This is a genomic window from Pseudomonas sp. P5_B2 (assembly GCF_056400445.1).
The window spans coordinates 1-814 of record NZ_JBFULH010001238.1; the positions used below are offsets into that span (position 1 = coordinate 1).

General features: G+C 56.0%; 1 protein-coding gene and 1 pseudogene. Both read right to left on the reverse strand.

Annotated elements, in window-relative coordinates; all coding sequences use genetic code 11:
- Window positions 1-352, reverse strand: a pseudogene (locus AC1DRJ_RS30470) (Tol-Pal system beta propeller repeat protein TolB); the annotation flags it as partial.
- Window positions 349-814: cell envelope integrity protein TolA (gene tolA / locus AC1DRJ_RS30475; protein WP_477805384.1), on the reverse strand; the 466-nt coding region annotated here is incomplete at its 5' end. The gene tolA and the pseudogene AC1DRJ_RS30470, both read right to left, overlap by 4 nt.

Consider the following 814-nt stretch of genomic DNA (forward strand, 5'->3'; position numbering starts at 1 on the left):
GAGCGTACTGAACCTGCAGGCGACCGCCTGCGGGAACAATGCTGCCAACCATAATGTACTGGGCGCCAACTGCCTTCCAGTCACGGAAAATGATCTCGCTGGCCTGGCTCGGCAGGCTGATCATGTTCTGCTTTGGAATTGGCGAGTAATAACCCGAGTTGCGCAGGTCGTTACCGATGATTTCGGCCATATCGTCCGGCAGCACAGTACCGCCCTGGAAAGCGAACGGAACGACGGCGATCGGGGTCGCCCGATCAGTGCCACTGGTAACCAGAATGTTTTTCTCATCTGCCATCGCCATCCCTGCCAGGCAGCAGATAGCGACAAGCATTCCTCGAAGAAGGTTTCTCACGGGGCTAAATCCTCAGGCGTGAATGTCATCTTGAATGAACGATACGGAGCGAAATCACTCGGCTTCATTCCCTGCATTTCTATCAAACGTCCAATATTCTTGACCGCCGCTACAGCGGACGCGTCAAACGGACCGTCACCGCTGGACTTGGTCACGTTGACCGAAGTCACCGTACCGTCCGGCAACATGCCGATTTGCAGCATGACTGTCATACCTTTGCGTGCCGAAGGTGGACGAGCCCAGCCTTCCGCCGCACGAATACGAATCAGATCATCGAAACTGCCGGCGACTTCATCACCCTGTTCATCCGCCAAGGCCTGCTGGCGCTGCGGCGTGTCGGAAAGCAAATCGGCCAAGGCCTGAGCCTTTTTGTCTTCGGTCGATTTACGCGCCGCATCCTGCGATTTCTTCTTCGCAGCATCGGCAGCAGCTTTCTTCTTCGCGTCTTCGGCGACTTTCTTC